Here is a 21,285-nt window from a genome sequence, read left to right on the forward strand (position 1 = left end):
TCCTGAAGGAGGCCCCGTGCCCGATCCGACCTCGCTCGACCTCGTCTCGGGTGCGCCCGCGGCCCGACAGGTGCTGCAGGACCCGTTCTGGGCGACGGTGCTCCGTCGCCACGACGACGTCGACCTCGTGGTGCTCCCGCCCGAGTCGCCCGATCGCACCGAGGTCCCGGCCGGCGAGCCGACGGTCGACCCCGAGGCGGCGCGTCAGGAGCTGCGAGCCCGGATGGCCGGGCTGTGGGCGGCCCTCGGCCTCGACGCCGAGCCGATCCACCTCGACGACGTGTGGTTCGCCGGGTCCGCGCCCGGCACCCTTCGGTGGCAGGGCACCGCGACGTTCGACGACCTCGACCCGGTCGTCGCGTCCGGCGCGCTCCAGCGCGCCCAGGACCTGCTCGACGAGTCCGACGGGTGGCACGTGCTGGCGCCGCCCGACGGCGTACCCCGTGTGCTGGCCGGACGCCCCGGGACGATCGGCCGTGAGGACGTGCAGGTCCTGGCGCCCGCCGCCAGGCGGGTGGTGCTGAGGATCCGCTCCGCCCTCGTGGTCGTGGGCGACGCTGCTGTGGCCGAGGCGATCGGCGGGGGTGCGCGATGAGCGACCCGCTGGTCTGGCAGATGGAGACCCTCCGCCGCGGCACCCAGGGGTGGGAGTCGCAGGAGACGCTGATGGAGACCTCGGCGCGCGAGCTCGGCGGCGCTGCCGCCTCGTCGCTGCCGCCGAGCGTCCAGGGCGCGGCGACGACGTTCCTGACGCGGTGGTCCGGCTACGCCGGGGAGAGCGCCGCCATCGCGCAGGGCTTCGTGGGCGCGCTGCACGCGACCGCCGACGACTACTCGACCACCGACGACGCCACCGACCGGCAGTTCAGCGACCTCGACGGACGTCTGGGGTCGGCCCGATGACCGTCACGATCGAGATCCCGGCGTCGGTCCCGGCGCAGATCAAGAAGCCCGAGGGCGACGCGGGCGGGGCCGACGGGCTCGCCACGACCATCTACGCCGCGGCCGGGCGCTACGAGGAGTTCGCCGACCGCTGCCGCGAGCTGCAGGAGCTCGGCAGCTGGGCCGGCATCGCCTACCAGTCCTACAAGGAGGCCTCCGGCGAGGCGTCGACCGAGCACTCGGCGATGGCCACCACCGTGCGCCGCGTCGGGCGCGGGGTGACCGCCTTCGCCGACACCCTGCGCGACCTGCTGCGCGACCACGAGGACCTCGTCGAGCGCAAGCGCGGTCTCGACGACCGGCGCACCGCGCTGATCGCCGACATCAACGCCGCCACCGAGGCCACCGACAACGAGATCGCCGCCTTCCGCGAGCGGGCGGTCGAGCTGCGCATCGACTACTCCGAGCTGGTCACCGCCGACGACGACCTGCAGCGACGCGTCCGCGACAACGAGACGCTGCTGCGCCAGGTCTTCCAGGCCGCCGACACCCTGCCGGAGGCGCTGTCGTCGGACGGCGGCATCCCGCCGATGGCGGAGTCGGCGATGAACCGTCCCGGTGCGCCCGGCAGCGGCGCCACGCCCGAGGAGGTGCAGCGCTGGTGGGACAGCCTCACCGAGGCCGAGCGCGAGGCCGTGATCGCGGCCTACCCCGAGCGGATCGGCCAGGGTGACGGCCTCCCGGCCGGCGCCCGCGACCAGGCCAACCGGGTGCTCCTCGACGACGACCTCGCGCGGCTCGCCGCCAAGGACGACGACGGCACCATCTCGCCGCTCGAGCGCAAGATGCTCGCCAACGCGGGACAGGCGCGCGACGCGCTCGCCAACGCCGACGCCTACACCGACCCGCTCGACCCCGACCTCAAGCCCGGCGGCGTGCTGTGGCTCTACGACCCCGCTGCCTACGAGGGCGACGGCCGGGTCGCCGTCGCGGTCGGCGACCTCGACCACGCGACCGACGTCGCGGTCTTCACGCCGGGCATCAACACCGACATGGGCGACACGACCTACTACACCGACCGGATGATGAACCTCTACGAGTCGACGCGCTACAACGGCGACGGCTCCAGCGTCGCCACCATGTTCTGGCTCGGCTACGACGCGCCCCACGGGCCGACCGACCTCGCGACCCTCAGCGAGGGACGCGCCGAGGAGGGTGGCCGCAACCTCGCCGACGCCATCGACGGACTGCGTGCCTCCCGGCCCGACGACCCCGCCCACCTCACCGCCGTCGGCCACAGCTACGGCTCCACCACGACGTCGTACGCCACCCACGGGGACACGTCCGACGTCGACGAGGTGGTCCTCATCGGCAGCCCCGGAGCGGGTCCGGCCGACCACGCCAGCGACCTCGGTCCCGGCGCCGACCACGTCTACGTCGGTCGCGACAGCCGCGACTTCGTGGCCGTGCTCGGCGACGAGGGGTGGGTCGGCAAGTTCGGCATCGGGCTGGGCACCGACCCGTCGTCGGAGGACTTCGACGCCAACCGCTTCGAGGCCGAGGACGTCGACCGCAGCTGGCACCGCAACACCGGCGACGCGCACAGCTCCTACCTCGACCAGGACACCGAGTCGCTCTACAACATCGGGCGCGTCGTCGACGGTCACGGCGACGACATCAACACCGCGGAGCAGAGCTACGACCCGTGGTGGGGCCCGCCGCAGGACCCCGAGTGGGACCGCGACCCGACCGCCAACCAGCCCGGTCGTTCCGACACGAGCCCCGACCGGTGAGGATGGAGCGCATGAGACTCCTCCCGCTCCGGCTCCTCCTGGCCCTCGCGCTCGCCGTGGGGCTGGGGTCGTGCGGCGACCCCGACCCCGAGCAGGCCGCCGACGACCTGGCGTCGATGAAGCAGGCGGTCAACGCCGAGCTCCGCGACATGGCCGCAGCGATCACCGGCGCCGGCCTCGCCCTCGAGCGCGCGCAGGGCCGGGTCGAGAGCGAGGGCATGTCGACCTACCGCGCCGAGGACTACAAGGCGTCGGCGGTCGTCGTCGGCGAGGGTGCCGAGGGCGAGCAGGTCGACCAGGCCGCGACGGCGCTCGAGGACGCCGGGTGGAAGCGGACCTCCGACGGCCTCGACGCCTCCGAGCCGTGGGCGCAGCTCGAGCGCGACGACTTCCGCACCACCATCGGGTGGACCAAGGTCGGCGAGCGCGAGCTGGTGCTCACCCTCGACCAGGAGGGCGAGGTCGAGGTGCCCAAGGACTCCGAGCCGGTCGACCGCGACAACTCCGAGGACATCCCCCTCGACTGACTCTTCGGTCGCTCAGGCGAGGTCGGTGGCGACCATGCGCCGCACGATCTCGGCGAAGTCCACCGTGGGCGCCCAACCCAGCTCGTCGCGCGCGCGGCTCGCGTCGCCGACCAGCTCGGCCGGGTCGGCCGGCCGGAAGAACGCTGCGTCCTGCCGCACGAGGTGCTCCCAGTCGTCGATGCCGGCCGCCGCGAAGGCGGCGGCCACGAAGTCCCGGACGGAGTGGGCGATCCCGGTCGCGACGACGTAGTCGCCCGGCTCGTCCGCGCGGGCGGCGCGGATCATCGCGTCGACGTAGTCAGGGGCCCACCCCCAGTCGCGGCGTACGTCGACGTTGCCGAGGACCAGCTCGTCGGCCTCGCCGCGGGCGATGGCGGCGACCGTCGAGGTGATCTTGCGGGTCACGAAGCGCGGGTGCCGGCGCGGCGACTCGTGGTTGTAGAGGATCGCGCTCGAGACGTGCAGGTCGCGCTGGCGGAAGACGCGGGCGGACAGGTGGGCGAAGGCCTTCGCGGCGCCGTACGGGTTGACCGGCGCGATGGGCGTGGCCTCGTCCTGGGGCGAGGTCGCGGCATCGCCGAAGATCTCCGCGCTCGACGCCTGCACGAGGCGTACGCCGGCGACCTCGCGCGCCGACTCCATCAGGGCCACCGCGGCCAGGCCGTTCACGTGGGCGGTGCGGTCGGGCTCGCCCCACGACTGCGCGACCGAGCTGATCGCGGCGAGGTTGTATACCTCGCGCGGTGCGATCTCGCGCACCAGCCGCCGGGTGGCCCCGACGTCGCCGAGGTCGCCGGCGTGGAGGACCACCTCGTCGGGGCAGTGGGCCGGGTGGCCGTCGGCCTCGAGGACCAGCGCGTGCACCTCCATGCCGTCGGCGAGCAGCCGCTCGGCGAGGTAGCTGCCGTCCTGTCCGCCGATGCCGGTGATGAACGCGGTCGCGGTCACCAGCCCGCCTTGGCGGCGGCGATGTCGGCGTCGACCATCATCGCGACGAGCTCGTGGAAGGAGACGGTGGGCGTCCAGCCGAGCCGGTCGCGGGCCTTGCTCGCGTCGCCGATCAGCATCTCGACCTCGGCCGGGCGCATGAAGCGGGGGTCCTGGGTGACGTGCTTGGTCCAGTCGTCGATGCCCACGTGGGCGAAGGCGACGTCGAGGAAGTCGCGGATCGACCACGTCTGACCGGTGGCAATGACGTAGTCGTCGGCCTCGTCCTGCTGCAGCATCCGCCACATCGCCTCGACGTAGTCGCCGGCGTAGCCCCAGTCGCGTCGCGCGTCGAGGTTGCCGAGCGCCACCGAGTCCTGCTGGCCGAGGTGGATCCGGGCGACGGCCTGGCTGATCTTGCGGGTGACGAACTCGGGCCCGCGACGTGGCGACTCGTGGTTGAAGAGGATGCCCGAGGACGCGTGCATGCCGTAGGACTCGCGGTAGTTGATCGTCATGTAGTGGCCGTAGACCTTGCTGACCCCGTAGGGCGAGCGGGGCCACAGCAGGGTCCGCTCGGACTGCGGCACCTCCTGCACCTTGCCGAACATCTCCGAGCTCGAGGCCTGGTAGAAGCGGATCGCCGACGGGTCGTCGCCGGCGTGGAGGCGTACGGCCTCGAGCATGTTGAGGACGCCCATGCCGGTGACGTCGCTGGTCACGAAGGCGTTCTCCCACGAGTAGGCGACGAAGGAGATCGCGCCGAGGTTGTAGACCTCGTCAGGATCCGAGTCGCGCATCGCCCGCATCAGGCTGGACAGGTCGGTCAGGTCGCCGGTGTGCAGCCGGACGTCCGGGACGAGGTCCTCGACCAACGCGCGCCGCGGGTTGTTCTGGCCGCGGAGCAGGCCGTGGACGTCGTACCCCTTCTCCAGCAGGAGCTCGGCGAGGTAGAGCCCGTCCTGCCCCGTGATCCCGGTGATGAGCGCGCTGGGCATGCGCGGCATTCTGTCAGGGCGCCGTCTCGTTAGGGTGGCCGCATGAAGATCCTCGTGAGCGGCGGCGCCGGCTACATCGGCTCGCACACCGTCGTCCAGCTCGTCGCCGCAGGCTACGACGTCGTCATCGTCGACAACTTCAGCAACTCCCACCCGACGGTGACGGGGCGGCTCGAGGCGCTGACCGGGACGCGGATCACGCTGCACTCCTTCGACCTCACCGACCACGACAAGACCGAGCACCTCTTCGCGACCGAGCACTTCGACGGCGTGATCCACTTCGCTGGCCACAAGGCCGTCGGCGAGAGCGTCGAGAAGCCGCTGGAGTACTACGAGAACAACCTCGTCTCCACCTTCGCGCTGGTGCGGGCGATGCAGCGCTACGACGTCGACAACCTGGTCTTCTCCTCCAGCGCGACGGTCTACGGCGAGGACCAGGCCGCCGCGACCGAGGACCGCCCCACCTACGCGACCAACCCCTACGGCTGGACCAAGGTCATGCAGGAGCAGATCCTGCGTGACGTCGCGATCGCCCGTCCCCGGATGCGGTTCGCGCTGCTGCGCTACTTCAACCCGGTCGGCGCGCACCCCTCCGGCACGATCGGCGAGGACCCGTCGGGCATCCCCAACAACCTCGTGCCCTACATCGCCCAGGTCGCGGTCGGCAAGCGCGAGAAGCTGATGGTCTTCGGCGGCGACTACGACACGGTCGACGGCACCGGCGTGCGCGACTACATCCACGTCGAGGACCTCGCCGCCGGACACATCGCCGCGCTGAAGGCTCTCGCCGACACCGACGAGGCGGTCCACACCTGGAACCTCGGCTCCGGCCACGGCACGAGCGTGCTCGAGATGGTCCGCGCGTTCGAGAAGGCCGTCGGCCGTGAGATCCCCTACGAGATCGTCGACCGCCGCCCCGGCGACGTCGCGACGTCCTACGCCGACCCGTCCAAGGCCAACCGCGAGCTCGGCTGGAGCACCGTGAAGACCGTCGACGACATGGCGGCCGACACGTGGCGCTGGCAGTCGCAGAACCCCCGGGGCTTCGCCGGCTGATGCTCCGCCGGGCCGCGGTCGTGCTCCTGCTGGGCTGCCTGCTGCCCGTACCGCCGGCGTCGTCGGTGGTCGAGGTGCAGGCGTCGAAGCCCCTGGCCGGCCGGTTGGTCGTCATCGATCCGGGCCACCAGCTCGGCAACCACAACTTCCCGCGACGCATCCACCGACCGGTGCCCGCCGGCGGCTTCACCAAGCCCTGCAACACCACCGGCACGGCGACCAACGGCGGCTACCCGGAGGCGACCTTCGTCTGGCAGGTGTCCCGGCTGGTCGCGGCGCGGCTGCGCGAGCTCGGCGCGACGGTGCGCCTGACCCGGCAGAGCAACCGTCAGGACCGCTGGGGTCCGTGCGTCGACGAGCGCGGCCGGGCCGGCAACGCCACCTCGTCCCGTCCCGCCGCCGACCTCAAGGTGTCGGTCCACGCCGACGGCTCGTACGCCTCCGGCGCGCGCGGCTTCCACGTCATCGCCCCGCCCGACCGGGCGCCGTGGACCGCCGACATCCACCGGCCGTCGATGCGGCTGGCGACCTCGGTGAAGGCCGGCCTGCTGTCCCAGCGCTTCGGCGTCGCGACCTACACGGCCGGTGGGGACGGGATCGACGTACGCTCCGACCTCGGCACGCTCAACCTCTCCGACGTCCCCACCGTGATGGTCGAGCTCGGCAACATGCGCAGCGCGTCCGAGGCCCGGGTGATGACCTCGCCCTCGGGCCGCGCCCGCTACGCCCGCGGCCTGGTCTCCGGGGTGCGCCGCTTCCTGAACTGACGTCAATTCAGAACGTCCGGCTCGGTCAGTGGACCTCGAGCTCCGCCATCGCGCGGAGGACGACGCGGAGGTGGGCGACCTCGTGGATCCGGAGGAGGTGGGAGCCACCGAGGGCGGCGAGGACGCCGTAGAAGCCCTCGGCCTTGCGGAACTCGTCGCCGAAGATGTCGTAGGTGTGGGGGAGCACGTTGCAGACGGGTGCGCCGAGGGGGCGCAGCTGGAAGGTCTGGGCGAGCACCCGGGCCTGGTGGCGCGCGCGGGTCATCGGGTCGACGAGGTTGCCGTAGTAGAAGCCCATGCCGGGGTCGACGACGACCTTGTGCACGCCGAGGGAGCGGGCGTGCTCGAGGCGGGGTCCGAAGTGGTCGAGCAGCACCGGCATCGGATCGGCGTCGGGCGGCACGTCGGCGATGTCGCGGACGTTGGCGGTCGTGCCGAAGCACATGACGACAGCGGCGTCGTACTCCGCGGCGAGGGCGAGCATGTCGTCCTCGTGCTGGCGGCCGGTCATGTTGAGCACGCGGGCGCCGGCATCGAGGCAGGCGCGGACCACCTCCGGCTCGTAGGTCTCGACCGACACGATGGCCTCGGCGGCGAGCTCCTTCACGGCGGGCACGAGGGTGGCGATCTGGTCGGTGGCCGACACGCGCGCCGCGCGGGCGTTGCTCGACTCCGCGCCGAGGTCGATGAGCGCGGCACCCTGCGCGGCCTGGACGCGGCCCATGCGGACGGCGTCGGCGGGACCGGTGGCCACGCTCTCGCGGTAGGTCGAGTCGCGCGAGAGGTTGATGCAGCCCATCAGCGTCACCGGGCCGTCGCCGATCGACACCGGTCCGCGGGGTCCGTCGAGGACGACCGGCGTGACGGGGCTGTCCCACGACGCGCCGTGCTCGGCGTGCAGGGCGGCCAGATCCGCAAGGGTGATCACGCCGTCCAGCGTAGGCGGCAGGATGAAGGCCGTGAGCGACCCCCTCGAGCTGCGGCTGCAGCACCTCGCCGACCTGTCCGACGACGAGCTCGCGGCGGCGTACACGCCGGAGCGCGAGCCGTGGCTGCGGGTCAACTTCGTCAGCACCGTCGACGGTGCGGCGACCGGGTCGGACGGGCTCAGCGGCACGATCAACAACGATGCCGACAAGCGGGTCTTCGACACGCTCCGGCGGCGCGCGCACTGCCTGGTGGTCGGGGCGGGCACGATCCGCGAGGAGGAGTACGACGTCCCGCGGGTGCCGATCGTCGTGGTCAGCCGGTCCGCCGACGTCCCGCCGACGCTCGCCGAGGCGCCGCCCGGGCGGGTGCTGATGGCGACGGTCGCGACCTCGGACGGGCTGGCGGAGGCGCGCGCGAGCCTGGGTGAGGACAACGTGCTCGTCCTCGGCGAGGACCAGATCGACCTCGTCGCGCTCAAGGCCGCGCTGGCCGAGCGCGGGTGGACCGAGCAGCTGTGCGAGGGCGGGCCGTCGCTGTTCGCCGACATGCTCGCGGCGGGCGTCGTCGACGAGCTGTGCTGGACCCTCGTGCCGAGGCTGACGGGCGGCGGCGCCGTACGCATCGCCACGGGCGCCGAGGTCGACGTGACGCTGCGTCCCGCCCTGCTGCTGGAGCAGGACGGGACGTTGCTGGGGCGCTGGCTGGTGGAGTGAGCCTCAGCCCAGAGCGTCGAGCAGGGCCTTCGAGAAGGCCGGGATGTCGTCGGGGTTGCGGCTGGTGATGAGGTTGCCGTCGACGACGACCTCCTCGTCGACCCACTCGCCGCCGCCGTTGCGGATGTCGGTCTGCAGGCTCGGCCAGCTGGCGAGGCGCTTGCCCTTCACGCGGTCGGCCTCGACGAGGGTCCAGGGGGCGTGGCAGATGGCGGCGACGGGCTTGCCGGAGTCGACGAAGTCACGGATGAACGCGACCGCCTCCTCGTCCATGCGGAGGGCGTCGGGGTTGGCGACGCCACCGGGCAGGACGAGGGCGTCGTAGTCGGCGACGGCGACGTCGGACACCCGTCGGTCGATCCGCTGGGTGCTGGACTTGTCGAGGTGCTCGAACAGCTGCACCTCGCCCTCGTCGGTGGAGAGCAGCTCGGCGGTGTGGCCGGCGTCGACCGCTGCTTGCCAGGGCTTGGTGAGCTCGACCTCCTCGACGCCTTCGGATGCGGTCAGGAATGCGATGCGCTTGGACATGCTTTCCACCGTCGCTCGCACACAGTGGGCCGACAACACACCAAGGGGTGGAGCGACCTACCCGATGGTCCCGGCGTTGTCCTTCGCGAGCGAGCGCGAGATGACCATCCGCTGGATCTGGTTGGTGCCCTCGAAGATCTGCATGACCTTGGCCTCGCGCATGTAGCGCTCGACCGGGAAGTCGCGGGTGTAGCCGTAGCCGCCGAGCACCTGCACGGCGTCGGTGGTGACCTTCATGGCGTTGTCGGTGGCGATCAGCTTGGCGACCGAGGCCTCGCGCGAGAACGGCAGCCCGGCGTCGCGCAGCCGTGCGGCGTGGAGCATCGTGGCGCGGGCCGACACGATGGCGGCCTCCATGTCGGCGAGCACGAACGCCAGGCCCTGGTGGTCGATGATCCGGGTGCCGAAGGTCTCGCGCTCGCGGGCGTAGGCGACGGCGGAGTCGAGCGCCCCCTGGGCCAGGCCCACCGCGACGGCAGCGATGCCGAGGCGGCCGGAGTCGAGCCCGGCGAGCGCGATCTTCAGACCCTCGCCCTCGGCGCCGAGCCGGCGGGAGGCGTCGATGCGGACGTTGTCGAAGCGCATCGTCGCGGTGGCCGAGCCGGTGAGGCCCATCTTGCGCTCCGGCGGGTCGGCGCTGAGGCCCTCGGCGGAGGCCGGCACCAGGAAGCACGAGATCCCGTTGCGGTCGTCGGACGTGCGGGCCATCACCTTGTAGAAGTCGGCGTGGCCGCCGTGCGTCGTCCAGGCCTTCGCGCCGTTGATGACGTAGGAGTCGCCGTCGCGGCGGGCCGTCGTACGCATCGCCGCGGGGTCGGAGCCGGCGTGCGCCTCGGAGAGGCAGTAGGCACCGAGCAGGTCGCCGCTCAGCATGTCGGGCAGCCACTCGGCGCGCTGCTCGTCGGTGCCGTAGTAGGCCAGGCCGAAGCAGGAGAGCGCGTGCACGGAGACCCCGACGCCGACCGAGGACCACACGGCGCCGATCTCCTCGAGGGCCTGCAGGTAGACCTCGTAGGGCTGCTCGCCGCCGCCGTGCTCCTCCGGGTAGGGCAGTGACAGCAGGCCGGCCTGGCCGAGCATGCGGAAGACGTCGCGCGGGAAGGTCTCGGTGGCCTCCGCCTCCGCCGACCGCGGCGCGAGCTCCTTGGTCGCGATCTCGCGGGTGAGGGCGAGAAGGTCGCGGGCCTCGTCGGTGGGCAGCTGGCGGCGAGCGGTCATGTCACGCACGTTACCCGCGACGGAGCGAGACCGACCGATCGGTCAGGTGCGCGGGTGGGCCCACCGGTAGAGCGCGATCAGCCCGGGCAGGAACAGCAGGAGCAGGACCACGCCGAAGACCGACTCACCGGAGAACGTGAGCAGGGTGCCGACGAGGATGAAGGGAGCGGTGACCAGCCCGACCAGCCAGAAGACGAGCCGCGGAAGGACGCTCCGCTGGGGCAGCGGATAGCCCGGCACCACGGGGCGGTACGACGTCGTGGCGGGCGGCTCCAGCCCGGCCATCACGTCCTCGAGGTCGCCGTAGGTGCGCGCGGCGAGGGCACGCGACGTGCGGTCGTCGAGCTCCGGCGAGGTGATGCGACCTTCGCTGAAGGCGGCGGACAGCCGCCGGCACACCCCGTCGCGCTCGGCGTCGGAGACGAGCAGCGCGTCGTGCTGGGCGTCGGCCTGCTCCTGGAGGAGCCGCCACCGTCGGTAGGCCTCGTCAGGCCCGGGGTCGCCCGGTCCCGAGGGGGCGTCGTACGGCATGCTCATGCGCCACAGGGTACGGCGCCAGTGCGGGGCGCGAGGCCGTGTTCGGCGGATCCGCGGGGAATGGCGCAGGCGCGCTCGCTGTTGTCCCACGTCGATGACGACACCGAGCCCGGCCACCAGCCGCACCGACGCCCCGGACGACTCCAGGCGGGTCTCGATGCTCCTGGGCCTCCTCTTCGGCCTCGCCGGGATGGGCTCCTCGAGCGCCGCCGTGGCGCTCGCGCTCCTCGCCGAGGACCTCGGGGTGAGCGCCGGTCTGGCCGCCTGGGCGATCAGCCTCTACGTCCTGATGCTGGCCGTCACCACGGCGCTCTACGGGCGGATCTCCGACCTGATCGGCGTCCGCGCCCCACTGCTCGCCGGGCTCGTGCTGATGTCGGTGGGCGCGCTGGTCGCGGCGCTCGCACCGACCTTCGAGGTGCTGCTGGGTGCGCGCATGCTGCAGGGCGCGGGCGCTGCCGCCGTGCCGACCCTCGGCGTCACCATCCTGTCCGCCAAGTACTCCGGCGAGGTCCGTGGCTTCGCCTTCGGCCGCCTCGCCGGCGTCGCGGCCGCCGTCAGCTGCCTCGGCCCGCTGATCGGCGGCCTCGTCGAGGCGGTGTGGGGCTGGCGCGCCGTCATGGCGCTGCCGATCCTCGGAGCGCTGGTCGTGCCGCTGCTGTGGCGCGCGCTGCCCACGGGCGGCAGCGGGGCCCGCCTCGACGTCGTCGGCGCGATCGTGGTCGCCCTGACCGCGTCCGGCATGGTGCTGCTCGTGCAGTCGCCCTCGGCCGGGCTGCTGGTCGCCGCGATCGGCGCGAGCCTGCTCGTGCTGGGCGTGCCGGCGGTCCGCGCGAGCGTACGACGTCGCCCCGACGGCTTCCTGCCGGTCGAGGTGATCCGCAACGCGACCGTCGTGCGCAGCGCCGTCGCCGCGTCGGCGGTCCCGGCGGCGTGGTTCGCGATGCTCATCGCGCTGCCCGCGGTGCTGCTGGCCGAGGGTTGGGAGGCGTGGCAGGTCGGCCTCGCCATGGTCCCGAGCGCCGCGGTCGCACTGCTCGTGCCGCAGGTCGCGGGGCCGATGCTGACCCGCGTCGGGCCGAGCCGGTCCCTGGCGGTCGCCGGGCTGGCTGCCTCGGCGGCGCTGCTGGTCGCCACCGTCGGCGCCCTCTGGGCGAGCGCGCCCGTGCTGGTCGCCGGCATCATCCTGGTGACCTTCGCCTTCGGCCTCGGCCAGCCGGCCCTGAGCGCCGTGGTCGGTGACGCCGTGCACGACGACGTACGAGGTGTGGCGATGGGCGTCTCGACGCTGCTGTTCCTGATCGGCGGAAGCGTCGGCTCGGCCGTGGTGGCCGGCCTCAGCGGGCCGCTGGGGATGCCCGCGGCGCTGCTCGTGCTCGCTGCCCTCCCGCTGCTCGGGCTCGTCGTGCTGGCCCCGACGCTGCGCGCCGAGCCGGTCGACGCCTGACGGCTTTCGCTACCAAAGAGGTATGGCGCGTGTCAGTGCGCCTACCTAGGCTGCGAGTTCCGCCTTCGAAGGAGCTCGTGTGCCATCTCGCTCTCGCCGTCTTGCCGCTTGTCTGGCCCTCGTCGTGGGAGCAGGTGCACTGAGCTCGATCGCTCCGGTCGCGGCCGCCCCCGACGACCAGGCCTTCGCACCCCTCCGCGGCTTCGAGCCGGCCGGCGCGAAGGTCCGCGTCGAGCCCAAGGAGTACGCCGCCACGCGCGTCGACCTCGGCGCCCTGCGAGGTGAGCTTCCCCGGACTGGCGGCTCCGCGGTCGTGGAGATCCCCGGACCGGACGGCAGGTCCCAGTCGTTCCGCGTCGAGCGCACGCAGCGGATGGAGTCCGAGCTCGCCGCGGCCCACTCCGAGATCGCCACCTGGTCGGGCGTCGGCGTCACCGACCCGCGTGCCTCCATCGCCCTCGACATCACCCAGATGGGCTTCCACGCCTTCGTGCGCACGCCCGGCGGCCGGAGCGACTGGTACGTCGACCCCGCCTACAACCGCCCCGGCACGACCGCGCACCTCAGCTACCGCTCGGTCGACCTGCCGACAGCCGACCAGCGGCGTGCCGAGGGCGAGGTGCAGGCGATCCGCGAGACTGTCTCCGCGGCCGAGCGGTCGACCGAGCCCGGGCAGGCCGTCCAGCGCCACTACTACCGCCTGGCGCTGACGTCCGACCCGTCCTACGCCGCCTACTTCGGCACCGCCAACGTGCTGGCCGAGAAGGTGACTCTGATCAACCGCGTCAACCAGATCTACAACGACGACCTCGCCACCGAGCTGCGCCTGGTCAACGACACCGAGAAGCTCAACCTGGACACGGACGCCGAGGCCACCGGGCCCGACGGGCCGTGCGGCGCCTCACCGTGCTTCGAGCCCTACGACGACAACGGCACCCCGGCGCCGGGTGACGACACCGACGGCGAGCTCGACTACTGCGGCGTCTCGACGCTGGGCAAGAACCGCACCGTGCTCGGTCAACTCATCGGCGCGTCGAACTACGACGTCGGTCACATCGCGCTCGGCGTCGACGGCGGCGGCATCGCCTACCTCGGCGTGGTCGGCGGCGACTACAAGGGAGGCGGCTGCACCGGTCTTCCGGAGCCGAAGGGTGACTTCTTCGCCATCGACTACGTCGCCCACGAGATCGGTCACCAGTTCGCCGGCAACCACACCTTCAACGGCGCCCTCGGCGCCTGTGGCGGCAACATCTCCGAGGCCTCGGTCGAGCCGGGCTCCGGCTCGTCGGTGATGGCCTACGCCGGCATCTGCCGGCAGGACAACCTGCAGCCCCACACCGACCCCTATTTCTCGTTCCGCACGATCGACGAGGTCGACGCCTACCGCGCCGGGACCTATCCCAACATCGAGGTGCAGACTGTCTCGCTCAGCGACTTCGGCCCCGGCGACACCCTGGTGCTGTCCTTCGACGGCACCACCGCGTCGATCCCGTTCGCCGACTACGACGCTGCGACCGTCGAGGCTGCCGTGGAGGCGGTCACCGGCAGCGACGTCTCCATCGCGCAGTGGGGCTACGACGAGTTCAACTCCTACGAGGTCAACTACGTGCCCCCCACGGAGCCCGACGAGACCGGCTTCCAGATCATCTTCAACGACGAGGCCACGGTGGTCGGGGCCGACGGCTCGGACGTCGACGTGACGGAGCTGGTGGCCGTGGATGCGTCGAGCACGGGGGTGACCGGCTTCACCGGGGAGACCGCCCAGGGCGGGCCCGCCACCAACGACGGCATCGTGCTGCCCGACACCGGACCGGGGCAGGTCGCTGACAACGCGGCGCCCGCCGTGGACGCACCCGACCCCAAGACGATCCCGGTCCGCACGCCGTTCGCGCTGACCGGCTCGGCCACCGACCCGAATGGGGACGACCTCGTCTACCTCTGGGAGCAGACCAACTTCGGCGACGAGGACGGCACCCGCCTTGCGGACAACACGAAGGTCTACGGACCGTTGTTCCGGGTGTTCGGCGACGACGCCGTGGTCAGCTACGAGGACTCGCTGAAGTCGCCTTCGCCGGGTGAGAACCTGGCCGACGGCAACCCGACGCGGGTGTTCCCGGACATGGCCCAGGTCCTGATCGGCAACACCAACGCAGCCACCGGCACCTGCCCGACCCCGCCGGTGACCGTGCCGCCGGAGCGGTTCCAGATGCCGGACAAGTTCCTCGACTGCTACTCGGAGTTCCTGCCGACGCCCGACTACCTCGGCAGCTTCGAGGCCGACGACCGGGTCATGCGCTTCCGCCTCACCGCGCGCGACCTCTTCCCCAACGGCGGCGGATTCGCCCACGACGAGGTGGCCCTGACGGTCGACCCGAGCGCCGGCCCGTTCCTCGTCACGTCGCAGGCCGCCGCAGGCTCGACCGTGGCCGGCGGCTCGTCCGTCCCGGTCACCTGGGACGTCAAGGGCACCGACCGGCTGGCGAAGAGCGTGAAGATCTCGCTCTCCACCGACGGCGGCTCGACGTTCGGCACGGTGCTCACCGCGAGCACGCCCAACGACGGGTCCGAGACGGTGGTCATGCCCAACGTCGACGCGGCCAAGGTGCGCATCAAGGTCGAGGCGGTCGACAACTACTTCTTCGCCGTCAACGCCGCCGAGTTCGCGCTGAAGGCCACGCCGGCCCCCGACACGACGATCACGTCCGGACCCGCGGACGAGTCGATCGTGCTGGAGCGTCGACAGAAGTTCAGATACTCCTCGAGCGTCGCGCCCGCGACCTTCAGGTGCACGGTCGACGAGGAGATGCTGCCGTGCGACGCCTTCGGCGTGACCAGCCGCTTCCGGGCCGGCACGCACACGTTCGGGGTCGCCGCGGTCAACGCCGCCGGTGTCGCCGACCCGACTCCCGCGACCGTCTCGTTCACGGTGCCCCGCGACGAGAGCACCTTCGCGAGGAAGGGCACCTGGAACCGCAAGAAGGACAAGCGGGCCATGTTCGGCGACTACATCACCTCGCGGCGCAAGGGCTCCGAGCTCGTCACCCGCGTGCCGACCACCGAGCGCATCGTGCTCGTCATCGGCAAGGTGAAGAACGGCGGCACGGCGCGCGTGTTCCTCGGCAAGCGCAAGCTGGGTGTCGTGAAGTTCGCCGGCAAGCAGAAGTTCAGCCAGCTCCGCACCTTCGAGCTGCCCCGGGCCCGCAAGGGCAAGCTGCGCGTCGTCGTGGCGAAGAACAAGCCGGTCCGGATCGAGGGCGTCGCCGTGGTGACCACCAAGAAGACCGGCTGACGTAGGAGGACGCCGGGTCAGCCCTGCGCCGAGCGAGTCCGCTCGGCCAGGGCGACCGCGGCGTGCTGCACGACGGACAGCTCCTCGGGGTCGCGTGCCGCCACGTGCGGCACCGCTCCGCCAAGCAGGGCGGCCGGCGTGGTCAGCCAGATCCAGGCCCGCCAGGGGTCGACGCCGGCGGCGAGCAGCGGCTCCAGCACCGCCAGCAGCTCCTCGCGCACCTCGCCGGTGTCGTCGAGCTGGAAGGCGGGGACGAGCGTGCCGCCCTCGTGCTGGACGAGGAGGACGGTCCGGCGCTGGGCGGCCTTGTGCAGGGCGAAGCGGGCGGCGTTCTCCGAGGTGCCGCGCAGGCTGCCGACGCCGGCGTAGTCCAGCCAGCCGCCGTCGAGGAGGGACTGCCGCACCTCGGCGTCACGTCGCAGCCGCACCAGCTCGACGGGTACGCCGTGGGCCGGGTCGTCACCCATCGAGCGGAGGGCCCGGTCGAGCTCGGTGAGCCGCTCGGCGTCGAGCTCCTCGCCGGTCGCCGGGTCGCGCCAGTGCACGACGTCGCCGTCGCGGTCGTACGTCGGCAGCCCGGCCGCGGCCAGCTGGCCGCTCAGGCCGAGGTGCTCGAGCCAGCCCGCGAGCTCTGCTGCGAGCGCGGGCTGGACGTCGGGCACCTCGGCCACGGGGCGACTACTTGTTGGCCTTGCGCGCCCGCGACGCCGTCTTGGCGCGGGCGTTGGCGTCGAGCACGACCTTGCGGATGCGCACCATCTCGGGCGTGACCTCGACGCACTCGTCCTCGCGGCAGAACTCCAGGCACTGCTCGAGCGAGAGCCGCTTCGGCGGGATCAGCTTCTCGAAGTTGTCGGAGGTGGCGGACCGGATGTTGGTCTGCTGCTTCTCCTTGGTGATGTTGACGTCCATGTCGTCGGCGCGGGAGTTCTCGCCGACGATCATGCCCTCGTAGACCTCGGTGGTGGGCTCGACGAAGAGCACGCCGCGCTCCTGCAGCGACGTCATGGCGTACGCCGTCGCCGCACCGGAGCGGTCGGCCACCAGCGAGCCGTTGTTGCGCGAGCGGATCTCGCCGGCCCACGGGTGGTAGCCCTCGGAGATGTGGTGGGCGATGCCGGTGCCGCGGGTCTCGGTGAGGAACTCCGTGCGGAAGCCGATCAGGCCGCGCGAGGGGACGACGAAGTCCATGCGGACCCAGCCGGTGCCGTGGTTGGTCATGCCCTCCATGCGGCCCTTGCGGGTCGCGAGGAGCTCGGTGATGGTGCCGAGGTACTCCTCCGGGGCGTCGATGGTGAGCCGCTCGAAGGGCTCGTGCACCTTGCCGTCGACCTCCCTGGTGACGACCTGCGGCTTGCCGACGGTGAGCTCGAAGCCCTCGCGGCGCATCTGCTCGACGAGGATCGCCAGCGCCAGCTCGCCGCGGCCCTGGACCTCCCAGGCGTCGGGTCGCTCGGTCGGCAGGACGCGCAGGGACACGTTGCCGATGAGCTCGGAGTCGAGGCGGTCCTTGACCAGGCGGGCGGTGACCTTGGCGCCCTTGACCTTGCCGACCATGGGCGAGGTGTTGGTGCCGATGGTCATCGAGATGGCCGGGTCGTCGACGTGGATGAGCGGCAGCGCGATCGGGTTCTCCGCGTCGGCGAGGGTCTCGCCGATGGTGATCTCCGGGATGCCGGCGATGGCGACGATGTCGCCGGGACCGGCGGACTCGCCGGGCTTGCGCTCGAGGCCCTCGGTGACGAGGAGCTCGGTGATGCGGACGTTCTTGACCTCGCCGTCGCGACGCATCCAGGCCACGGTCTGGCCCTTCTTCAGGGTGCCCTGGTGGACGCGCAGGAGCGCGAGCCGGCCGAGGAACGGCGACGAGTCGAGGTTGGTCACGTGGGCCTGGAGCGGCGCGCCCTCGTCGTACTGCGGGGCCGGGATCGTCTCGAGGATCGTCTTGAACAGCGGCTCGAGGTCGGTGCCCTCGGGCATCGTGCCGTTCTCGGGCTGCTCGAGCGAGGCGATGCCGGCCTTGCCGGAGGCGTAGACGACCGGGAAGTCGAGGGCGTCCTGGCTGTGCGACTCGTCGAGGAGGTCCATGAAGAGCTCGTAGGACTCGTCGACGACCTCGGTGATGCGGGCGTCGCTGCGGTCGGTCTTGTTGACGACCAGGATCACCGGCATGTCGGCGTTGAGCGCCTTGCGCAGCACGAAGCGGGTCTGGGGGAGCGGGCCCTCGGAGGCGTCCACCAGCAGCACGATGCCGTCGACCATGGAGAGGCCGCGCTCGACCTCGCCACCGAAGTCGGCGTGACCCGGGGTGTCGATGATGTTGATGACCATCGGCTGGCCGCCGCCGGCCGGACCGGCGTAGTGGACGGCGGTGTTCTTCGCGAGGATCGTGATGCCCTTCTCGCGCTCGAGGTCGCCGGAGTCCATGACGCGGTCGGCCACGCTCTCGGCCTGGTGCGCGGTGAACGCGCCGGCCTGGCGGAGCATCGCGTCGACCAGCGTGGTCTTGCCGTGGTCGACGTGGGCGACGATCGCGACGTTGCGCAGGTCGGAACGGGACTGGGTGGGCATGCAGGGGCCTTCCGGGCGGAGATGAGGTGGCGACGCGGCTGAGAGCCGAACGCACGAGTGCACAGATCGCTGGTCAAGGTTACCGGCGGCACCGGTGAGGCACTCAATCCCGACGCCCGCTGGCCACGGCGAGGAGACAGTTCGCGCACGGGACGGCAACTGCACGTCCAAACCGTCTCGAGGCCGGAGTACCCGTCAGTAGCGTCTGGTCCACAGACCGGGAGGGGCCGCGTGGGGATGTGGCCGGGCCCGGTGTCGCACTGTCATCCGGGAGGGATGATCTGCATGACCATCACGTCTTCACGACCTGCCACACCCGATTCGTACGTCCCGAGCCGTCGCACCGTGCTCCGCGCCGCCGCCTGGACCGCACCCGCGGTGTCCGTCGTCGTGGCCGTCCCGGCGTACGCCGCTGCGTCGTCGCCGGTCGCCTGCGCTGACGCCAACTACCAGGTCAGGTGGGCGTCGCACTACAACGCCCAGTCGCGGACCGCCGTCGCCGGCCTGGTGAGCGCCGCCGGAGCGGGAACCGTCGGGAGCGCGGCGTTGACCCTGAGCGTGACGAGCCGCTTCTTCGGCGACATGGAGGCGGGCAGCACGGCGACGACCGACGGCACCTACTCCAACTTCGCGCTCTCCCCGCGCACGGTCGGTGGCACCACGATGCGTGGTCTCACCATCATGCAGCGGGCCAAGCCGGGTGTGACGTCGTTCTCCGGCACGCGGAGCAGCCACCGGCAGGAGGTCACCCTCCAGTTCAACCGGCCCGTGTCCAACCTGAAGTTCAAGCTGACGGACATCGACTCGATGGACCCGCCGCAGGCCAACGGCCAGTACCAGGACCGCATCTGGGTGTCCGGGGCGCCCGCCGGCACCCGGGCCGGCGGGTTGAGCGGCGCCGGGACGTCCGGCAGCCCGTGGCGTCCGACGGGGACCAACACCGAGTACAACCCGGTCAGCGGCGCCCAGGGCAACGTGGACGTCAGCTACGTGAACAAGCCGGCCAGCGCCGTCTACACGATCACCTACTGGAACGACCAGACGGGCACCCTCGCGTCGCGCGGCCTGCAGGGCGTCTTCCTCACCGACCTGACCTTCACCGCGTCGTCCTGCGCCTGACCTGTCCACTTCCCGCTGTCAGCGGTGGGGAGTAGACAGGTGTCATGACGACACCTCGGGCGGCCCGCTGCACCTTCATCCCACCATGGCTGGTGGAGCGGGTCGACGGCCCCGAGCGGGCGGCTCGCGACGACGAGCTCCGACGCGAGCGCGCCCTCCGGGGACGCGCCCCTCGGCCGACGCCCCCGTCGGCCGAGGGAGTGGTCGCCGCGCCCGGCTGGACGGTCCACGACGCGGAGTCGCGCACCACGCTGCCCGGCACGCCCGCCCGCAGCGCCGGGGAGCCCGAGACCGGCGACGTGGCGGTGGACGAGGCCGCGACCGGCATCGAGGCGACCCTCCAGATGTTCCTCGACGACCTCGCGCGCGACTCCTACGACGGCGCCGGTGCCCCGGTCAGCCTGACCGTCCACTACGGCTCGCGCTACAACAACGCCTTCTGGGACGGCACCCAGCTCGTCTTCGGTGACGGCGACGGCCGCGTCTTCGAGCGGTTCACCAAGCCGGTCGACGTCCTGGCCCACGAGTTCTCCCACGGGGTCGTCGAGCACACGGCCGACCTCACCTACCGGGGCCAGTCCGGCGCGCTCAACGAGTCGGTCGCCGACGCGTTCGCCTCCTGCCTCAAGCAGCGGCTCCTCGGCCAGGACGCCGGCGAGGGCGACTGGCTCATCGGGCAGGGCATCTTCACGCCGTCCATCAATGCCCGCGCCCTGCGCGACATGGCCGCGCCCGGCACCGCCTACGACGACCCCGAGATCGGCGCCGACCCGCAGGTCGGCCACATGGACGACTACGTCGAGACCACCGCCGACAACGGCGGCGTCCACCTCAACTCCGGCATCCCCAACAAGGCGTTCCAGCTCGCGGCGGTCGCCATCGGTGGCACGTCGATCTCCGGTGCCGGCCGGGTCTGGTACGACGCCCTGGTGGGCGGCGACGTGCCCTCGGGCGCCACCTTCGCCACCTTCGCGGCGGCCACCGTCGCAGCCGCCGGCGACCACGCCGAAGCCGTCCAGGGCGCGTGGGCCGAGGTCGGTGTCGAGATCGACGCCGCGGCAGGGGAGATCGACCAGCCCCCATCGCCCCCGTCGGCGCCGTCGCCCCAGCCCCAGCCCCAGCCCCCGTCGCCCCAGCCCCAGCCCCCGTCGCCGCAGCCGGGCGGCCGGCTGCGCGTGGAGCGCAGCGGCGGCTTCGCCGGCCGCACCGAGACCGCCGAGGTCGACCTCGGCCAGGTCGACGACCCGGGCCTCGGGCAGCTGGTGACGGAGGCGGTGCTGGCGTCAGCGACCTCGGACCGTCCGCCCCGGCCAGACATGTTCGTCTACACCTTCACCGTCGACGACGGTGACCCGGTGCGGGTGCCCGAGCACCTGCTGACGGCCAGCCAGGCCGAGCTGGCGCGGCGGATCCTGCGCCCCGACCCGGCGACGGGCTCGACCTCCGGCTGGGAGGCCTGACCCGTGGAGGTCACGGTCGTCGAGGGCGACATCACCACGCAGGACGTCGACGCCGTGGTCAATGCCGCCAACCGCCGGATGCGCGGCGGGGGCGGGGTCGACGGCGCGATCCACGCGGCCGGCGGTCCCGAGGTGCTCGAGGACTGCCGACGACGCTTCCCCGACGGGCTCGCCACCGGGGCCGCCGGGTGGACCACCGCCGGCCGGATGCCGGCCCGGTGGGTGATCCACGTGGTCGGGCCCAACTGGAACCGCGGCGAGCGCGACCGGTCGCTGCTGGAGTCGTGCTACTCCGGAGCGCTCGTGGTGGCCGACGAGCTCGGCGCCCGCACGGTGGCGTTCCCCCTCGTGAGCGCAGGCATCTACGGCTGGCCCAAGGACGACGCGATCGCAGCGGCGATCGACACGCTGCAAGCGACGCCGACATCGGTGGAGGAGGCGCGGTTGGTGGCGTTCGGCCGGCAGGCGTTCGACGAGATCGCGGCAGCCCTCTCGAGCAGACCTCCCTCAGGGTGACGGCGGG

Annotated in this window: 20 protein-coding genes; 12 read left to right on the forward strand and 8 right to left on the reverse strand. The window is 72.1% G+C overall.

The genetic code is table 11. The features are described 5' to 3' along the window. The first annotated feature begins 16 nt into the window (after positions 1–16). Genes AC1DP1_RS17775 through AC1DP1_RS17790 form a run of 4 tightly spaced genes read left to right on the forward strand, consistent with a single transcriptional unit; the run spans position 17 to position 3,202 of the window. Complete coding sequence (locus tag AC1DP1_RS17775; protein WP_477507958.1) at positions 17–595, forward strand: hypothetical protein; 579 nt, start codon at positions 17–19, stop codon at positions 593–595. Then, the gene (locus AC1DP1_RS17780) at positions 592–903 is read left to right on the forward strand and encodes a hypothetical protein (protein ID WP_300047301.1); all 312 of its coding nucleotides are present in this window, start codon (positions 592–594) and stop codon (positions 901–903) included. Before AC1DP1_RS17775 ends, AC1DP1_RS17780 begins: the two co-directional genes overlap by 4 nt. Continuing rightward, complete coding sequence (locus AC1DP1_RS17785) at positions 900–2,675, forward strand: alpha/beta hydrolase (protein ID WP_477507959.1); 1,776 nt, start codon at positions 900–902, stop codon at positions 2,673–2,675. The genes AC1DP1_RS17780 and AC1DP1_RS17785 overlap by 4 nt, the downstream gene beginning before the upstream one ends. Before the next feature lie 11 nt (positions 2,676–2,686). After that, on the forward strand, positions 2,687–3,202 hold the full coding sequence (locus AC1DP1_RS17790; RefSeq protein WP_477507960.1) for a hypothetical protein: 516 nt from the start codon (positions 2,687–2,689) through the stop codon (positions 3,200–3,202). A gap of 12 nt (positions 3,203–3,214) precedes the next feature. On the opposite strand, the gene AC1DP1_RS17795 is transcribed toward AC1DP1_RS17790, so the two are convergent. Next, a complete protein-coding gene (locus tag AC1DP1_RS17795; RefSeq protein WP_477507961.1) occupies positions 3,215–4,150 on the reverse strand; it encodes a GDP-mannose 4,6-dehydratase in 936 nt (311 codons plus the stop codon). Then, positions 4,147–5,127 (reverse strand): GDP-mannose 4,6-dehydratase, encoded by a 981-nt coding sequence (gene gmd, locus AC1DP1_RS17800; protein WP_477507962.1) that lies wholly within the window; start codon positions 5,125–5,127, stop codon positions 4,147–4,149. Before gmd ends, AC1DP1_RS17795 begins: the two co-directional genes overlap by 4 nt. A gap of 42 nt (positions 5,128–5,169) precedes the next feature. Between gmd and galE the strand changes: the two genes are divergently transcribed. Together galE and AC1DP1_RS17810 are read left to right on the forward strand one after the other, a co-directional pair. Continuing rightward, positions 5,170–6,183, forward strand: a complete 1,014-nt coding sequence (gene galE, locus AC1DP1_RS17805) for a UDP-glucose 4-epimerase GalE (protein ID WP_477507963.1) — start codon at positions 5,170–5,172, stop codon at positions 6,181–6,183. Next, positions 6,183–6,950 (forward strand): N-acetylmuramoyl-L-alanine amidase family protein, encoded by a 768-nt coding sequence (locus tag AC1DP1_RS17810; protein WP_477507964.1) that lies wholly within the window; start codon positions 6,183–6,185, stop codon positions 6,948–6,950. The genes galE and AC1DP1_RS17810 overlap by 1 nt, the downstream gene beginning before the upstream one ends. Positions 6,951–6,975: 25 nt before the next feature. Here the strand turns inward: AC1DP1_RS17810 and AC1DP1_RS17815 are convergent, their stop codons facing one another. After that, positions 6,976–7,878 carry a dihydropteroate synthase gene (locus tag AC1DP1_RS17815; RefSeq protein ID WP_477507965.1) on the reverse strand — a complete coding sequence of 301 codons (903 nt, stop codon included), beginning with the start codon at positions 7,876–7,878 and terminating at the stop codon, positions 6,976–6,978. A gap of 31 nt (positions 7,879–7,909) precedes the next feature. On the opposite strand from AC1DP1_RS17815, the gene AC1DP1_RS17820 reads away from it, so the two are divergent. Further along, positions 7,910–8,593 carry a dihydrofolate reductase family protein gene (locus AC1DP1_RS17820; RefSeq protein ID WP_477507966.1) on the forward strand — a complete coding sequence of 228 codons (684 nt, stop codon included), beginning with the start codon at positions 7,910–7,912 and terminating at the stop codon, positions 8,591–8,593. Positions 8,594–8,596: 3 nt separating this feature from the next. Here the strand turns inward: AC1DP1_RS17820 and AC1DP1_RS17825 are convergent, their stop codons facing one another. From AC1DP1_RS17825 to AC1DP1_RS17835, 3 genes are read right to left on the reverse strand one after another with little or no spacing between them, the layout of a single operon-like run. Further along, positions 8,597–9,121, reverse strand: a complete 525-nt coding sequence (locus AC1DP1_RS17825; protein ID WP_477507967.1) for a type 1 glutamine amidotransferase domain-containing protein — start codon at positions 9,119–9,121, stop codon at positions 8,597–8,599. 57 nt (positions 9,122–9,178) lie between these two features. Further along, positions 9,179–10,339 carry an acyl-CoA dehydrogenase family protein gene (locus tag AC1DP1_RS17830; protein WP_477507968.1) on the reverse strand — a complete coding sequence of 387 codons (1,161 nt, stop codon included), beginning with the start codon at positions 10,337–10,339 and terminating at the stop codon, positions 9,179–9,181. A 42-nt stretch (positions 10,340–10,381) separates the two neighbouring features. Continuing rightward, positions 10,382–10,876, reverse strand: a complete 495-nt coding sequence (locus tag AC1DP1_RS17835) for a DUF1707 SHOCT-like domain-containing protein (protein WP_477507969.1) — start codon at positions 10,874–10,876, stop codon at positions 10,382–10,384. Between the two features lie 94 nt (positions 10,877–10,970). On the opposite strand from AC1DP1_RS17835, the gene AC1DP1_RS17840 reads away from it, so the two are divergent. Continuing rightward, positions 10,971–12,323 (forward strand): MFS transporter, encoded by a 1,353-nt coding sequence (locus AC1DP1_RS17840; RefSeq protein ID WP_477507970.1) that lies wholly within the window; start codon positions 10,971–10,973, stop codon positions 12,321–12,323. 79 nt (positions 12,324–12,402) lie between these two features. Continuing rightward, complete coding sequence (locus AC1DP1_RS17845) at positions 12,403–15,612, forward strand: reprolysin-like metallopeptidase (RefSeq protein WP_477507971.1); 3,210 nt, start codon at positions 12,403–12,405, stop codon at positions 15,610–15,612. 17 nt (positions 15,613–15,629) lie between these two features. Here AC1DP1_RS17845 and AC1DP1_RS17850 read toward each other — a convergent pair whose 3' ends face one another. Together AC1DP1_RS17850 and typA are read right to left on the reverse strand one after the other, a co-directional pair. Continuing rightward, positions 15,630–16,283: a hypothetical protein gene (locus AC1DP1_RS17850; RefSeq protein ID WP_457190911.1), complete on the reverse strand. Its 654-nt coding sequence runs from the start codon at positions 16,281–16,283 to the stop codon at positions 15,630–15,632. Positions 16,284–16,290: 7 nt separating this feature from the next. Then, the gene (gene typA / locus AC1DP1_RS17855) at positions 16,291–18,183 is read right to left on the reverse strand and encodes a translational GTPase TypA (RefSeq protein ID WP_457190913.1); all 1,893 of its coding nucleotides are present in this window, start codon (positions 18,181–18,183) and stop codon (positions 16,291–16,293) included. A 285-nt stretch (positions 18,184–18,468) separates the two neighbouring features. Between typA and AC1DP1_RS17860 the strand changes: the two genes are divergently transcribed. The 3 genes from AC1DP1_RS17860 to AC1DP1_RS17870 are packed head-to-tail and all read left to right on the forward strand — an operon-like array spanning position 18,469 to position 21,278. Further along, complete coding sequence (locus AC1DP1_RS17860; RefSeq protein WP_477507972.1) at positions 18,469–19,302, forward strand: hypothetical protein; 834 nt, start codon at positions 18,469–18,471, stop codon at positions 19,300–19,302. A 44-nt stretch (positions 19,303–19,346) separates the two neighbouring features. Next, on the forward strand, positions 19,347–20,762 hold the full coding sequence (locus AC1DP1_RS17865) for a protealysin inhibitor emfourin (protein ID WP_477507973.1): 1,416 nt from the start codon (positions 19,347–19,349) through the stop codon (positions 20,760–20,762). Between the two features lie 3 nt (positions 20,763–20,765). Beyond that, positions 20,766–21,278 carry an O-acetyl-ADP-ribose deacetylase gene (locus tag AC1DP1_RS17870; protein ID WP_477507974.1) on the forward strand — a complete coding sequence of 171 codons (513 nt, stop codon included), beginning with the start codon at positions 20,766–20,768 and terminating at the stop codon, positions 21,276–21,278. Positions 21,279–21,285: the final 7 nt, after the last annotated feature.

This window comes from Nocardioides sp. P4_G10, from assembly GCF_056401175.1.

Bases quoted from the DNA above. Each gene is read 5' to 3' on its own strand.
- AC1DP1_RS17810 (WP_477507964.1), top strand. From the start codon at position 6,183: ATGCTCCGCCGGGCCGCGGTCGTGCTCCTGCTGGGCTGCCTGCTGCCC.
- AC1DP1_RS17830 (WP_477507968.1), bottom strand. From the start codon at position 10,339: ATGACCGCTCGCCGCCAGCTGCCCACCGACGAGGCCCGCGACCTTCTC.
- AC1DP1_RS17790 (WP_477507960.1), top strand. From the start codon at position 2,687: ATGAGACTCCTCCCGCTCCGGCTCCTCCTGGCCCTCGCGCTCGCCGTG.
- AC1DP1_RS17860 (WP_477507972.1), top strand. From the start codon at position 18,469: ATGACCATCACGTCTTCACGACCTGCCACACCCGATTCGTACGTCCCG.
- typA (WP_457190913.1), bottom strand. From the start codon at position 18,183: ATGCCCACCCAGTCCCGTTCCGACCTGCGCAACGTCGCGATCGTCGCC.
- AC1DP1_RS17825 (WP_477507967.1), bottom strand. From the start codon at position 9,121: ATGTCCAAGCGCATCGCATTCCTGACCGCATCCGAAGGCGTCGAGGAG.
- AC1DP1_RS17780 (WP_300047301.1), top strand. From the start codon at position 592: ATGAGCGACCCGCTGGTCTGGCAGATGGAGACCCTCCGCCGCGGCACC.
- AC1DP1_RS17835 (WP_477507969.1), bottom strand. From the start codon at position 10,876: ATGAGCATGCCGTACGACGCCCCCTCGGGACCGGGCGACCCCGGGCCT.
- AC1DP1_RS17865 (WP_477507973.1), top strand. From the start codon at position 19,347: ATGACGACACCTCGGGCGGCCCGCTGCACCTTCATCCCACCATGGCTG.
- AC1DP1_RS17840 (WP_477507970.1), top strand. From the start codon at position 10,971: ATGACGACACCGAGCCCGGCCACCAGCCGCACCGACGCCCCGGACGAC.
- gmd (WP_477507962.1), bottom strand. From the start codon at position 5,127: ATGCCCAGCGCGCTCATCACCGGGATCACGGGGCAGGACGGGCTCTAC.
- galE (WP_477507963.1), top strand. From the start codon at position 5,170: ATGAAGATCCTCGTGAGCGGCGGCGCCGGCTACATCGGCTCGCACACC.
- AC1DP1_RS17785 (WP_477507959.1), top strand. From the start codon at position 900: ATGACCGTCACGATCGAGATCCCGGCGTCGGTCCCGGCGCAGATCAAG.